At 43.6% G+C, this 12973-nt stretch carries 12 protein-coding genes and 1 other RNA gene; 11 read left to right on the top strand and 2 right to left on the bottom strand.

All coding sequences use genetic code 11. The annotated features are described in order from the left end of the window. Positions 1–331 precede the first annotated feature (331 nt). The 3 genes from EKM76_RS10765 (at position 332) to EKM76_RS10775 (ending at position 2513) form a co-directional block, all read left to right on the top strand. Complete coding sequence (locus tag EKM76_RS10765) at positions 332–778, top strand: nucleoside 2-deoxyribosyltransferase (protein ID WP_125550667.1); 447 nt, start codon at positions 332–334, stop codon at positions 776–778. A 54-nt stretch (positions 779–832) separates the two neighbouring features. Continuing rightward, positions 833–1203: a transfer-messenger RNA gene (gene ssrA, locus EKM76_RS10770) on the top strand. Positions 1204–1604: 401 nt separating this feature from the next. Beyond that, on the top strand, positions 1605–2513 hold the full coding sequence (locus tag EKM76_RS10775; protein ID WP_125550668.1) for an N-acetylmuramoyl-L-alanine amidase: 909 nt from the start codon (positions 1605–1607) through the stop codon (positions 2511–2513). A 35-nt stretch (positions 2514–2548) separates the two neighbouring features. On the opposite strand, the gene EKM76_RS10780 is transcribed toward EKM76_RS10775, so the two are convergent. After that, positions 2549–3430, bottom strand: a complete 882-nt coding sequence (locus EKM76_RS10780) for a LysR family transcriptional regulator (RefSeq protein ID WP_125550669.1) — start codon at positions 3428–3430, stop codon at positions 2549–2551. Between the two features lie 224 nt (positions 3431–3654). On the opposite strand from EKM76_RS10780, the gene EKM76_RS10785 reads away from it, so the two are divergent. The 8 genes from EKM76_RS10785 (at position 3655) to accA (ending at position 12538) form a co-directional block, all read left to right on the top strand. Beyond that, complete coding sequence (locus EKM76_RS10785; RefSeq protein WP_125550670.1) at positions 3655–5286, top strand: malolactic enzyme; 1632 nt, start codon at positions 3655–3657, stop codon at positions 5284–5286. 12 nt (positions 5287–5298) lie between these two features. Continuing rightward, positions 5299–6261: an AEC family transporter gene (locus EKM76_RS10790; protein ID WP_125550671.1), complete on the top strand. Its 963-nt coding sequence runs from the start codon at positions 5299–5301 to the stop codon at positions 6259–6261. Between the two features lie 259 nt (positions 6262–6520). Continuing rightward, positions 6521–7939: an APC family permease gene (locus EKM76_RS10795; RefSeq protein ID WP_125550672.1), complete on the top strand. Its 1419-nt coding sequence runs from the start codon at positions 6521–6523 to the stop codon at positions 7937–7939. A 324-nt stretch (positions 7940–8263) separates the two neighbouring features. Beyond that, positions 8264–9238: a beta-ketoacyl-ACP synthase III gene (locus EKM76_RS10800; protein WP_125550673.1), complete on the top strand. Its 975-nt coding sequence runs from the start codon at positions 8264–8266 to the stop codon at positions 9236–9238. 42 nt (positions 9239–9280) lie between these two features. Continuing rightward, positions 9281–9670 (top strand): acetyl-CoA carboxylase biotin carboxyl carrier protein, encoded by a 390-nt coding sequence (locus tag EKM76_RS10805; protein ID WP_125550674.1) that lies wholly within the window; start codon positions 9281–9283, stop codon positions 9668–9670. Further along, positions 9670–10995, top strand: a complete 1326-nt coding sequence (locus EKM76_RS10810) for an acetyl-CoA carboxylase biotin carboxylase subunit (protein WP_125550675.1) — start codon at positions 9670–9672, stop codon at positions 10993–10995. Before EKM76_RS10805 ends, EKM76_RS10810 begins: the two co-directional genes overlap by 1 nt. Then, on the top strand, positions 10992–11771 hold the full coding sequence (locus EKM76_RS10815; RefSeq protein WP_125550676.1) for an acetyl-CoA carboxylase carboxyltransferase subunit beta: 780 nt from the start codon (positions 10992–10994) through the stop codon (positions 11769–11771). Before EKM76_RS10810 ends, EKM76_RS10815 begins: the two co-directional genes overlap by 4 nt. Before the next feature lie 8 nt (positions 11772–11779). Continuing rightward, positions 11780–12538, top strand: coding sequence for a carboxyltransferase subunit alpha (gene accA / locus EKM76_RS10820; RefSeq protein WP_125550677.1), 759 nt, complete (start codon positions 11780–11782; stop codon positions 12536–12538). Between the two features lie 34 nt (positions 12539–12572). Here the strand turns inward: accA and EKM76_RS10825 are convergent, their stop codons facing one another. Continuing rightward, positions 12573–12785: a chromosome partitioning protein ParB gene (locus tag EKM76_RS10825; RefSeq protein WP_225417919.1), complete on the bottom strand. Its 213-nt coding sequence runs from the start codon at positions 12783–12785 to the stop codon at positions 12573–12575. Between the last annotated feature and the right edge of the window lie 188 nt (positions 12786–12973).

A 12973-nucleotide genomic window follows, 5' to 3' on the forward strand; every position in this document is an offset into this window, starting at 1 on the left:
TATAGTAGACATAGGCATGAAACTCCTCTGTATGGTTTTTGTTTAGACGCTTTAAGTATACAGATGTGGATGGTTTCATGTCTATTTTTGTAGCAAAAAAGCCCTAACAGATCAGGGCTTAAGTGGAAATATTAACTTTCAACCTTTAGTCGCTTAAATTAAAATTTAAATCAGGCTAAACCGAGCACAGGTTTAGCCTGATTTTTTTTGCAATAGTTTAAAAGCCAAGAACAAATAAACTAAGCCGAATGAATTACTTTTATGATTGAACTTTGTTCGCGTCTCACGTATACTAATAACACTAATTCATTTCAGTTAGGGGTAATTTACCGTGGCAGCTAATATTTATCTTGCAGCACCTTTTTTTAATGATGAACAAATTCAACGACTACAGCAGGTCGAAAAAGCGCTGATAGAGAATACCAGTATCGACAATGTATTTGTGCCGATGAACGATACGAACGCCGCTGGCTTAGAATTTGGCACACCACAATGGCGGGACTTGGCTTATCATGAAGATTTGGCAGGCTTAACCAATGCGGACGTGGTGGTCGCTGTTTATGATTATGAAGCAGGCTACAGCGATCCGGGAACGATGTTTGAAATTGGCTACGCTGTGGCTAATCAAATTCCCGTGGTGGTGTATTATCAGCAACATCAAAGCGTTAACTTAATGATTGCCCAAGGGTTACACTATTATTGCCACCAACTTGCTGAATTAAGTGTGCTTAATTTTATGCAGTTACCTGAAAAGCCCTTTACTGGCGAAGTATTCTAAGCTAACCACTTGGCGCTAAACCAAATCGATGTTATACTATACAGAGTAATATATGGGGACGTTTAGGATTCGACGGGTGTAGTTCGAGCTAAGATTGCGCTTCGTAGGTTACGTCTACGTTAAAACGTTCACAGTTAATATAACTGCTAAAAACAATAACAACTCTTACGCTTTAGCTGCCTAAACAGTAGCTGCGTAGATCCGCCTAGCATCACCCATGTGCTGGATACGGGTCTCAAATTAAGTGGGTTACGGTAAAAACTTCCACCTGCAGTTTTTACAAGAGATCATCAGGATAGTCTAGTTCTGGTTGCCGTGCTGTCTGGCGTTTGGATTAGGCGAACTTCTAAATAAGATAACTATGAGCGTAGATATCTTAGTGGCGATATGCTTGGACGCGGGTTCGACTCCCGCCGCCTCCATAATTGGGTTTTGGGTGGTTTTATATCATTCATTTAACCCCTGTAAAGGCTGATAAATCAATGAATATTGATTATCGGCTTTTTGTTTTATTTTAAATAGCTAAAAGTAAAGTATGTTCAAAAAATCAAATAAAGCTGCGGGCGGGAAAGTCGTTACGCTTATAGGTGACGGCTATTTTTGTGCAATAGAATACGAGCAGTGTTTAATGAAGCACCTCATAATTGTTAGACAAATGAGTCTAACAATTATGAGGTGCTTTTTTCATGGTTAAATACAGTCCAGCTTTAAAAGCTCAAGTTAAGTTTCCAAATACGTAAATAGTTGCTCAGCATGACTAATTGATGCGTAATCTACACCTTAATTAAAATTTTAAGGTTATTTTTAGCTAGAATAGGTAAAATAAATGTTACGAATTAAATTAGATGATGAAAAGGTGACTGGTTTGAAGCGAGTGCAACGACGAAAAAAACAATTAATGACCTTACGAATATTACAAATATTGATCTTGATCGCGGTCTGCGGCGCAATTTGGTTAGTTATTCAACACATTACACAGCCGAAAAGCACTAAAACGATCACTGTGTCGGCGCCGGCATTAATTATGCGTCAAGCACCAAATTCCAGCAAAGCGGTGACAACGGTCAAAAAAGGGGCCCAAGTCGGTTACTTAGCGCAAAAAAACGGTTGGGACAAGGTGAGTTATGCAGGTAAAATTGGTTGGCTGCCTAGTTGGTTACTAAATAGTGACTACAATGAGACAACCGCAACTAATCGACTAGCTGAGCAAACGATTGTTATTGATGCTGGACATGGTGGCGTTGATTCAGGCGCCTTAGCGAATAATGGCGCTTATGAAAAGAAATACACATTGCAAATGGCGTTGGCCCTACAGCAGCAATTAAAAGCTAGTCATGCCCGCGTCATCATGACACGTAGTAGTGATACAACGGTGGCATTAGCGGCCCGGCCTAAGTTGGCGAATAAGCGCGGCGCTAGTTTGTTTATCAGCTTCCACTTTGATTCGTCACCGGAAGCCGACACCGCTTCTGGCTTCACTACTTACTATTATCACAAAGCTAGCAAGACTTTTGCCAAAACATTATCACAATCACTGAATTCGTTGACCTTAGATAATCGGGGCATTGAATACGGTAATTTCCAAGTTACTCGTGATAGTACAATGCCAGCAGTTCTACTGGAAATGGGCTATATTAATGATTATACCGATTATCAATATATCAGTTCGAGTACGTACCAGCAGCGAGTCGCACAGCTAGTTTATAAAGGTATTGAAAACTATACTGCAAATTAAGCAAGTAAAAACTACGCCAATTTGGCGTAGTTTTTTTAGTTTATTGGTTGTTTTAATTGTGTCAATAGTTCCTGTTGCAGTGCTGAAAGTAAATGATTTTTACGGTGGGCCAGCGAGATAAGGAATTTAGGTTGCTGCGTGTCGGCCAGCGCTAATGCGACGACATTATCGGCTGGTGAAATAGCTAAAGCGGTGAGAAAGCCGATGCCAATGTTTTCAGCAACCATGCTTTTAAGTACACTAATATCTGGCGTGGTGTAGACCACATTAGGTGCGAACCCAGCAGACTGGGTTAACTGGCGTAAGGCAGCAGGGTGCACGAAACCTTCTTTTAAGGTGACAAACTTTTCGTCGATCAGCTGGGCAAAGCTAACTTTTTTGGCGTTGGCTAAGGGATGATCAGGGCTAACAATAATTTTAAATGATTGCTGAGTCAGAATTTCGGCGTTGATCAATTGATCAGTTAGCGGCGACGTCGAGCCCAATAATGCTAAATCTAATTTACCGGTCCGTAGTTGATCCAATAGGGTATTGGAACCAGCTTCAGTCGTATTTAAATGACTGATCAGGCCATGCCGGGCTAAGCGTTGGGCTAATTTTGGAAAGTAGTAAGCGCCAATAATTGGTGGTAAGCCAAATTTAACTTTTTGTTGTGTGTTAGCAGCCAATTCAGTTTGGGCCAATTGTAGTTCGTGTAAAATGATGGCGACATGGGCTTCTAGTTGGCGGCCATTAGCCGTTAATTCAACTTGGCGATGGGAGCGATCACGAACAAATAGAGTGGCGGCTAATTCCGTCTCTAGGCGTTTGATTGCGTAAGTGATCGTAGGTTGGGTAACCTTGAATTGCCGCGCCACCGCCGTATAGTTCTTTAACCTTGCTAAAGCGTCAAAATAAGTTAAATCGCGAAAATTCATAATAACCTCCAAATAGTCGTGTCATATAAAGTTATTTTATCACAACCCATCAATTTGACTATAAGTTTTGTCGGCGTGTAGACTACAGTCATTGATTAAGTTTTATAACTTAAAGCCAGTTTTTGATAAGGACTGCTGTATTCATCCGAATGGATCGCGGCCGTGATATCAAAACTTTGACACAAAAAAATTCCACTTAATATGGAATAGAGGAGTGATTATTGATGACTGAACCACAAAATCTTTTAAATAATCCGTTTTTAAACAAAGGAACGGCCTTCACCCAAGCTGAACGACAAGAGTTAGGTTTAACAGGCTTAGTACCACCGCAGGTACAGACTTTAGATCAACAAACTGAACAAACTTACGCTCAATATCAAACGAAACCTTCTGATCTAGAGAAGCGTTTGTTCTTGATGGAAATTTTCAATACTAACCGAGTTTTGTTCTATAAATTATTTAGCCAGCACGTTGTTGAATTTATGCCGATCGTTTATGATCCAACAATTGCTGATACTATTGAAAATTACAGTGGCTTATTTATCCAACCACAAGGCGCTGCGTTTTTATCGATCGACCAACCCGACGCAACGATCAAAGCAACATTGCGTAATGCAGCAGCTGGCCGTGATATCAAGCTGATCGTCGTCACTGACGCAGAAGGTATTCTCGGTATCGGTGATTGGGGCACAAATGGTGTTGATATTGCCGTTGGTAAATTAATGGTGTATACGGCAGCGGCTGGGATCGATCCAAGCACTGTTTTACCCGTTGTTTTGGATGCCGGCACCAATAATCAAGCCTTGTTAGATGATCCTTTGTATTTAGGTAACCGGCATGAACGGGTTCGTGGTCAACGTTATGATGAATTTGTTGATCAATTTGTCACGGCTGCCGAAGATTTGTTTCCTGAACTTTATCTTCACTGGGAAGATTTTGGTCGAAGCAACGCTGCCAACATTTTGAATCGCTATCAAGATAAAATTACCACCTTTAATGACGATATTCAGGGCACCGGCATCATTGTTTTAGCCGGTATTTTAGGCGCTTTGCAAATTTCTAAGCAAAAGTTCACTGATCAAGTTTATCTATCATTTGGCGCTGGCACTGCTGGTGCTGGGATCACGCAACGAATTTTTGCTGAAATGGTTGAGCAAGGATTATCTGCGGATGAAGCGCGAAAGCATTTCTATTTGGTTGATAAGCAAGGGTTGTTGTTCAGTGATGATCCAACTTTGACACCTGAACAAAAAGTGTTCGCCCGCGATCGTGCTGAATTCGCCAACGCAGCTGAATTAACTAATTTACTTGCGGTCGTCAAAGCAGTTCAGCCAACGATTTTAGTTGGGACGTCAACGCAGCCAGGCTCATTTACAGAAGCAACGATCAAGGAAATGGCGGCCCACACAGCGCGGCCAATTATCTTCCCATTATCCAACCCAACTAAATTAGCCGAAGCGAAAGCCGCTGATCTAATTGAATGGACAAATGGTCAGGCTTTGGTTGCTACTGGGATTCCAGCGACTGATGTCACTTATAATGGTGTGACTTATCAAATTGGGCAAGCTAATAACGCGTTAGTTTATCCAGGCCTTGGTTTAGGCACGTTGGCAGCGACAGCCACACGCTTAAATGACACAATGATTTCTGCCGCTGCGCATTCGTTGGGTGGCATAGTTGATGCCAGCCAGCCAGGTGCTGCAGTTTTACCACCCGTTTCGAAGTTAGCTGCTTTTTCACAAACAGTGGCCGAAGCCGTTGCGCAAAGTGCAGTTGATCAGAAATTAAATCGTGAACCAATTACTGATGTGCCTGCAGCCGTAACTGACTTAAAATGGGCACCAGAATATAAATAGTGGGGTGTAAAAATGACTGCATTTATGACGTCAGTCGAAAGTGTTGTCGAAATTATTCTTGTGATCGCGTTAGGTTTTTATTTACGCAAAAAGAATAAATTTGATGAAAAATTTAAAACTAGTATTTCCTTTTTGATCATGAATATTGCCTTGCCAGCTTCGATCTTTTTCTCGGTGTTGAAATACTTGACCCGTGATAAATTAGTTAGCCTATCTGGCGGGTTATTATATGCTTTTGGTAGCTTTACTTTAGGCTACATTGTTGCTTGGCTGTTAACCAAAATTTTACGGATCCGGCCAGGCCGGCGTGGGACTTTTATTAATATGTTTGTTAACGCCAATACGATTTTCATTGGGTTACCGCTAAATTTAGCGTTATTTGGTGAGAAAAGTATGCCGTATTTCCTGATTTATTATGTGATGAATACTGTTTCTACTTGGGCAGTTGGGGTCTTCTTCATCTCCAACGATGATCCGACGAAGGACAAAAGTCATAAGGAACCTTTCAACTGGCGTAAATTATTACCAGCACCATTGATCGGTTTCCTAGTGGCGTTAGTCTTCTTGTTATTAGCGATCCCCGTACCAACGTGGATCAATAATACGTTGTCCATGGTTGGTGGAATTGTGACGCCGATGTCATTGATCTATATTGGGATCGTTTTGGCCGATGCTGGCTTAGCTTCGATCCACTTTGATAGTGACACGATTTGGGCATTAGCTGGTCGTTTCATTATTGCGCCAGCTTTGATGATTTTATTCTTAGTTCTAGGTAAGAGTTTTGGTGCGCAAGTGCCTAGCTTGGAATCAAGTACATTGATCATTCAGTCAGCGGCACCAGGGTTAGCGGTCTTACCAATTTTGGCGGGGCAATCACATGGTGACGTCGAATACGCTACCAATGTTGTCACTACCAGCACGGTTCTCTTTGTCATTGTGGTACCAATTTTGATGCAACTAGTTCAATTTATTTAAGCGAGTAGGTTCTGGCGATAACGAATTGAAAAATAGCGAAAGGCTGTCCCTAGATATTTAGGGGCAGCCTTTTTTGTACAATTTACATCATTGAATTTTAATTAAATTGACAGCTAATAAGAGATGCATTAAAATTAAATGGCTAAACAATTAAATTGATGGCAGCACGTAATTGGTCAATGTGGCCAGCACAGCGGGTGTGGTTGCGCTAAAACGTGGTTGGATCAGTTTTATTCGTAGTGACAGGAGGAAATAGATAATGAAATTTACGTTAAAGAATTTATTTGTCCGCAAACATATCGACCTCAATGCCATAGCGGACTCGCAACAAGGACTAGAAAAAAATCTTTCCGCGTTTAGTCTAAGCATGATGGGCGTAGGTGCGATCGTCGGTTCGGGGATCTTTATCTTGCCTGGTATTTTAGCAGCACAATACACTGGACCTGGGGTGATGTTTTCCTTTTTATTGGCCGCAGTTGTTTGTTCCTTGGCTGCGTTGTGCTACTCGGAATTTTCTTCAACTATTCCGCTAGCTGGGAGCGCTTATACGTATATTTACAGTGTTTTTGGTGAGTTTTTGGCTTGGATCTTAGGCTGGGCCTTGATTTCAGAATACCTATTTGCCGTGTCATCGGTGGCAGTGAGTTGGTCAGCCTATTTTCAAAATATCTTGGCTGGTTTCGGCCTTAAATTGCCGGTGGCACTGACGGCAGCTGCTGGAACTTCAAGTGTGCCGGGCGCCGTGTTCAATTTACCGGCCTTCATTGTTGTTTTATTAATTGCCTTATTGCTGACTGGTGGGGTTTCCGAGTCTACGCGGGTCAACAATATTATGGTGCTGATCAAAATTGGTGTGATCGTTTTGTTCGTTGTTGTGGGCGCCTTTTACATTAAGCCAAGCAACTGGCATCCCTTTTTACCGTTTGGGTTCCATGGTGTGCTCACTGGCGCGTCAGTAGCCTTTTATGCCTATATCGGGTTTGATGCGGTGTCGACCGCCTCGGAAGAAGTTAAAAATCCGCAGCGTGATATGCCGATCGGAATCATTACGTCATTGGTGATCACGACACTGTTGTATACGATACTGTCGACGGTGTTAACTGGGGTAGTTCATTATACGAAATTAAATGTTGATGATCCAGTTGCTTTTGCGCTAGGGTTAATGAACCAAAATTGGGTCGCCGGTATTGTGTCGGTTGGTGCTGTTCTTGGCATGACCACTGTTTTATTGGTCATGTCTTATGGCGGCACACGGTTACTCTTCGCAATCAGTCGTGATGGCTTATTACCAAAAGCTTTGATGAAACTCAATCCAAAAACCCACGTGCCGATTTTGAATACTTGGATCTTTGGCTTGATCGCCGCAATTTTTGCTGCCATTATTCCGCTGGATCGTATTGCCGAACTGGTTAATATCGGGACGCTATTTGCTTTTGCGCTGGTTTCAGTCGGGGTCGTTTTCCTACGTAAAGACAAAGTATTAGGCAACGCGCCTAAATCGTTTAAAGTCCCTCTGTATCCGTATATACCGTGGCTATCCTTTATTTTTTGTCTTGTTTTGATGTCGCAATTACGGCTATTTACTTGGGTGGCCTTTATAATTTGGTTGATCATTGGGCTGATCGTTTACTTTAGTTATGGCTATTGGCACAGTGTTACGCGTAACGAAGAAAATTAATGCAGGTCGCTGACGATATGAACTTAGTCAGCGGCTTTTTTGTTAGGTCGGCGAATGTGTTATAATGACAATTCAAATTAGCGCGTGTCGCAAAAGCTGATTGGTATTAATTAGTTACAAACGGTTTGAGCAAATGAGTTTGAGCCGTAGTCTAAGTTCCAAAAACTTCTTAATAAAGATTCAAGTTATGTCATATTGCTTGTTTATATGACGCTGACTTATTATAATTAGTCTGTTTGGCATTAATGCTGCTCAATGGTAGTGTTAATTGTGCTGAGCTGATCGATAGCGTTAGTGCATTTTAAAATGAAAAGGGGTTTCCTGATGTCTAATTACGTGACCATCACAGCCAGTGCGAAATATGTACCCGAGCGTGTGGTGACCAACGATGAATTAAGTCAATTGATGCCCACCAGTGATGAGTGGATCCAAAGTCACACCGGAATCAAAACACGACATATCGCAATTAATGAAAATACTTCGGCGCTAGCCAGTCATGTTGCCGCTGAGTTGCTAACTAAAAGTGGACTAGACGCTAGTGCAATTGATTTAATTATTGTCTCTACAATTACACCTGATTATTTGACCCCAGCAACTGCATGCTTGGTCCAGGAGCAGATCGGCGCAACTAACGCAGTTGCTTTTGATATTAGTGCTGCATGTGCCGGTTTTATTTTTGCCGCCGATACGGCAGAGAAATTTTTGCGCCAAGGCAAGTTTCAGCATGCTTTAGTGATCAGCGCGGAGACTAATAGTAAAATGCTTGATTGGCAAGATCGGACAACGGCAGTATTCTTTGGCGATGGTGCTGGGGGCGCTTTGTTATCACGAACTGAAGATGCCCAAGCTGAGAGTTTTATTGATAGTCAGTTGAAAACGGATGGTAGCCGGCACGAAGCAATCATGAGCGGGGCAGTGGCGCCTTTGACTACAGTTCAAGCACAAAGTAAGCCGTCGATTGCGCCATTTACTATGCAAGGTCGGGCGGTATTTGAATTTGCTACCAAGACTGTCCCTTTGCAGATCGAAGCTTTACTGGCGGCCAATCAGTTAACCGTTGACGATGTGGATCTCTTTATTTGTCACCAAGCTAATTTACGGATCATTGAAAAAATCGCTGCTACTTTAAAACAGCCACTAAGTAAGTTTCCGACCAATGTTCAACGGTACGGCAATACATCATCTGCTGGTGTGCCGATGGCGTTAGCAGAAGTACAACCGCAAGCAGCGGGTAAATTAGCGGTGTTAGCCGGCTTTGGTGGCGGCTTGGCCTATGGCTGCCTGCTGATCAGACTTTAGACTAATCAACTAACCTTAATTATGAAGTAGGAGGATTTGGGGATGGACACAAAACAAGTCACTGATTTGTTAGCGGTATTAGCTAAAAGTGAATTTGCAGAGATCGAACTGAAAGATGCTGACTTGTATTTACACGTTAAGCGGGCGGCAGTATCGCAAAATTCAACGGCACCGACGCCAGAACAGTCCAGCGCAAAAACGGTTAACAGCCCAATGGTAGGAATCGTTCATTTGTTGGATGATACGAAACAGCCCTTCGTCAAAGTGGGTCAAAAAGTAACGACAGAAGATACTTTGGCGCAGATCGAAAGTATGAAGTTATTTAACGATATTAAAAGTCCAATCGATGGTACGGTAACCGCGATCACCGTTAGCGACGGCCAAGGTGTCGAGTTTGCTATGCCATTATTTGAGATTTCTGAGGCCGACTAATGTTCAAGAAAATTTTGATTGCTAATCGCGGCGAAGTTGCGCTGCGGATCATTCAGGCTTGCCATCAATTGAAAATTGCCACAGTCGCGGTTTATGCTCAGATCGAGCAAAACAGCTTATTTGTGCAACAAGCTGATGAGACTTATTGTGTTGGACCTGATACAGCGCAGTCCAGCTATTTAAATCGCGAAGGTATTTTAATGGCGGCGCTGTTGAGTGGCGCCGATGCAGTCCATCCTGGCTATGGTTTTTTAGCTGAAGACGCGGTATTTGCTCAAATGTGTGCTGAGTGTGGCTTGACGTTTATTGGTCCGCAACCGGCGACTATTGCACTATTAGCTGACAAAGCAGCCGCTAAAACTTATGCCAAAAAGCAAGGTGTACCGGTGATTCCAGGTGGTAGCGAGCTTAAAGATGAAGCAGCTTTACGGCAGACGGCCGCTAGTTTAGGTTACCCCGTTATGCTGAAAGCCAGTTTTGGTGGCGGTGGTAAAGGGATGCGCGTGCTGGCTTCGGAGCATGAATTACGCCATCAATACCATTTGATCCAGGAAGAAGCACGGCAGGCTTTCCTGAACGATGCGGTTTATTTAGAAAAATATCTAACCCGGGCACGGCATATTGAGGTCCAGGTGTTGCAGGATCACGCAGGGCACTTACAGTTATTAGGTGATCGTGAATGCAGCTTACAGCGGCAGCACCAAAAGGTAGTTGAGGAAAGTCCAGCGGCTATTTTGACGGCTGCTGAACGGACTAAGTTGTACCAGCTGGCGCAGCAACTCATGGCGGGCTTAGATTACGTTGGTTTAGGCACCTTGGAATTTTTGTTTGCTGATCACCATTTTTATTTTCTAGAAATGAATACGCGATTGCAGGTCGAGCATGCAGTGACTGAATTAACCACAGGCATGGATCTGGTGGTGACGCAGATCGAAGTCGCTGCTGGTCAGATCATTAAGCCGGGCAGCAAGACTTTTAAGGGCCACGCCATTGAGGTGCGCTTAAACGCCCAGGCACAAGGCACGCTATTAGCAACCGGCCAGTTGACGACGTTCAATCTATTCACTGGCGCGCGCGTGGATACAGGGTATCGCACTGGTGACCAAATTCTGCCTTACTATGACGCGTTAGTGGCTAAACTATTGGTCAAGCAACCAACGCGGCAAAAGGCAATTGAAAAAATGCAACGTTGTTTGCAGCATGTGCAGGTTGAAGGCATTGGCACTAATCTGCCAACCTTAACGCAAATTATGGCGCTACCAAGTTATCAAGCTAATTTAGTTGATATCCATTTTCTGGCGCATTTAGCAGGTGACGCCCAATGAGTCATTTACCAGTAACCGGAATCTGGCGGCAGTGTCCGCACTGCCAGCGCAATGTGCATCAGCTAGAATGGGGTAAGCTGCAGATCTGTCCGCACTGTGGTTATTATTTACGTTTAACGGCCAGTCAACGCATTCAACAGTTAAGTGAGAGCTTTCAATCGTTGCCAGAGATCACCGCAGCACCACCGTTTGCTTTTCCTGGTTACCAAGCTAAATTAGCGCAGGCACAACAACAAACTGGGGCCACTGAGGCGTTTAACGCCGGGGTAGCGACGTTAAATGGACAGTCCTTTATGCTTGGCGTAATGGATAGCCATTTTATGATGGGGACATTGAATACGATCGTAGGCGCTCGTTTACGGCAGGCTATTAGTGCTGCACAAACGCAGCGGCTGCCGTTAGTTTTAGTGATCGCTTCTGGTGGCGCGCGGATGCAAGAAGGGATTCTATCACTATTGCAAATGAATACGGTTTTGGCCGCATTTGATGACTTAAATGCAGCTGGTAACTTCACTTTAAATATTTTAACTGATCCCACTATGGGCGGGGTCAGTGCGAGCTTTGCGTTTGCCGCGGATACCGTGATCGCTGAAGCGGGCGCGACAATTGGTTTTGCGGGTAAACGGGTGATCCAAGGGACTAGCCGCGAGCCATTACCGCCAGATTTTCAGAGTGCCGCTAGCCTTTACCAACAAGGACAACTGGATGCTGTGGTCAAACGGACCGACTTAGCTGCAGTGGTAGTTCAATTATTGCGGCTACACCAGAGAAAGTGAGTCATTCGATGTTAGAAGAACAGTTAAAAAAAATTCGCGGCGCACAGCGGATCAGCGCAGCGGAAGTGATCGATCACCTAACGACTGACTTTTTTACGATCCATGGTGATCGGCTGCAAGCTGATGATCCCGCGGTAACAGTTGGGTATGGTCGCTTTAAACAGCAGACCGTTTTATTTGTGGGCGTTAATCGTGGCGCCACGTTAAAACAGCGCTTGGATTACCATTTTGGTGCGCTGAGCCCAGCAGGTTATCGTAAAGTATCGCGCGGTCTCGTGCAGGCAGAAAAGTTTGGTTGGCCGGTGATCACTTTGATCAATATGCCTGGCGCTGCTGCGGATGTGGCGGCTGAATTAAACGGGCAAAGCCAAGCATTGGCGGCGACAATCAGTCAAATGGGCCGTTTAACGGTACCGAATATTGCGCTATTTCTCGGTGAAGGTGAAAGTGGTGGCGCGCTGGCCTTGGCTAACTGTAACCGAATTTTGATGTTAGAAAATAGCTTATATTCAGTGGCTTCGCCGGAAGCGGTACAAGCGATCTTAAAAGGTGAACCGCAGGAGTTGACCCAATATCTACCGATGACCGCTGATCAATTAGTTAAGCTTGGTTTAGTTGATCAGATGATTTCTGAAGCTGAGCAGTTGCTGCCGCGCATTGAGCACGCCTTGCAACAACAGCTTAAGGAATTGCAGACTTGGTCAGTGGCGCAACTACAGCAGCAACGAACCGAAAAATATTTAGCGGTGTTAGCACAATTTAATTGAGCAAAAAAATAGCAGACCAGCTGGTCCGCTATTTTTATAGCCCAATATTGGCTAATGAACTGACCGTATTGAAAAACTGATCTTGGTAGTGCGCTCTTTTTTCACCCGGCGTTTCTAATTTAGTCATATCGATCCGCACGATTTGGTGCCGCACTAGGTTAACTAACGTATTGTCGTTCATCATAATATAGAGATTATCGGCTTCAACTTTCTCACAAGCATCCTGCCAAACTTTGGTCGCAGGCAACTCAGAAACAACATTACGCTTGATAAAGGCTTTACCATCAAGTGGTCCCCTGTCAATAAAATAGACAATTTAAATAGAGACTTTTTTGTCCTATGCCACGACTAAATTTTGAATTTGAGTTTGATACTCATCTTCAAGTTGCTTTGGTGATTTGAATCCACAGTGACTGTGAATTCTAACTGTGTTGT

This window comes from Loigolactobacillus zhaoyuanensis (assembly GCF_003946385.1).
In the GTDB taxonomy this organism is placed as follows: Bacteria; Bacillota; Bacilli; order Lactobacillales; family Lactobacillaceae; genus Loigolactobacillus; species Loigolactobacillus zhaoyuanensis.

What these genes read in the sequence shown, in the direction of transcription:
- EKM76_RS10775 (WP_125550668.1), top strand. Translation starts at nt 1,605, where the DNA reads ATGTTACGAATTAAATTAGATGATGAAAAGGTGACTGGTTTGAAGCGA.
- EKM76_RS10780 (WP_125550669.1), bottom strand. Translation starts at nt 3,430, where the DNA reads ATGAATTTTCGCGATTTAACTTATTTTGACGCTTTAGCAAGGTTAAAG.
- EKM76_RS10785 (WP_125550670.1), top strand. Translation starts at nt 3,655, where the DNA reads ATGACTGAACCACAAAATCTTTTAAATAATCCGTTTTTAAACAAAGGA.
- EKM76_RS10790 (WP_125550671.1), top strand. Translation starts at nt 5,299, where the DNA reads ATGACTGCATTTATGACGTCAGTCGAAAGTGTTGTCGAAATTATTCTT.
- EKM76_RS10795 (WP_125550672.1), top strand. Translation starts at nt 6,521, where the DNA reads ATGAAATTTACGTTAAAGAATTTATTTGTCCGCAAACATATCGACCTC.
- EKM76_RS10800 (WP_125550673.1), top strand. Translation starts at nt 8,264, where the DNA reads ATGTCTAATTACGTGACCATCACAGCCAGTGCGAAATATGTACCCGAG.
- EKM76_RS10805 (WP_125550674.1), top strand. Translation starts at nt 9,281, where the DNA reads ATGGACACAAAACAAGTCACTGATTTGTTAGCGGTATTAGCTAAAAGT.
- EKM76_RS10810 (WP_125550675.1), top strand. Translation starts at nt 9,670, where the DNA reads ATGTTCAAGAAAATTTTGATTGCTAATCGCGGCGAAGTTGCGCTGCGG.
- EKM76_RS10815 (WP_125550676.1), top strand. Translation starts at nt 10,992, where the DNA reads ATGAGTCATTTACCAGTAACCGGAATCTGGCGGCAGTGTCCGCACTGC.
- accA (WP_125550677.1), top strand. Translation starts at nt 11,780, where the DNA reads ATGTTAGAAGAACAGTTAAAAAAAATTCGCGGCGCACAGCGGATCAGC.